General features: G+C 69.9%; 1 protein-coding gene. It reads right to left on the reverse strand.

From position 1 onward, the window contains the following. Positions 1 to 702, reverse strand: a 702-nt coding sequence (locus tag ES689_RS15455; RefSeq protein ID WP_223269654.1) for a hypothetical protein, incomplete at both ends; no start/stop codon positions are given.

The raw sequence follows: 702 nt of genomic DNA on the forward strand, positions 1-702 counted from the left end.
TACTCGGTGGCGACGGTGATCTTCGCGACGCCGACGAGCATCTCGTCCTGGACGGCGTCGGTGTTGAAGGTCTGGTTCAGCAGGGCGGCGGCGTCGGGGCTGATGTGGACGGTGGTGCCCTCGAGGACGGCGTTGGTGCCTTCCATCTGGAGGGGCTTCAGGGTGCCGCCGTAGAGGTTGAAGAGGTAGGCGTCTTCTGCTGCGACGGTGCCGTTGGCGGTGACGGTGCCGTAGAGCTTGCTCTCGCCCGGGTCGATGCGGAAGTCGGTGAGCTCGACGACGGTGCCGTCGGCGGCGGTCAGCGACAGGCCGGAGCCGTCGTGGTCGATCTCGCCCTGGACGTAGGGACGCACGTCGCTGGCGGGGTCGTAGTAGTCGACGTTCCCGCCGGTGATGGGGAAGGAGAAGGTGCCGTCGGTGAAGCCGGCGGTGCCGACGACTCCGGGGGTGAGGCCGAGGGTGCCGAGGGCGTCGACGAAGGAGGCGTCGACGGCGACCTGCGTGTCGACTCCGGCGGAGAGGTCGGGGAGCGAGGCCAGGGGCTCGGTCGACGCGGCGGACGCGGACGACGACGACGACGGGGCGGCGGAGGACGACGAGCCGGAGCCGGCGTCGGTGGAGGAGCAGGCCGCGAGGCTGAAGATGAGGGCGCCGGAGGCGACGATGCCGAAGGCGGACTTGGTGATGGTCTTGCGTGAGATG

The organism is Frigoribacterium sp. ACAM 257 (genome assembly GCF_007954365.1).
GTDB lineage: Bacteria > Actinomycetota > Actinomycetes > Actinomycetales > Microbacteriaceae > Frigoribacterium.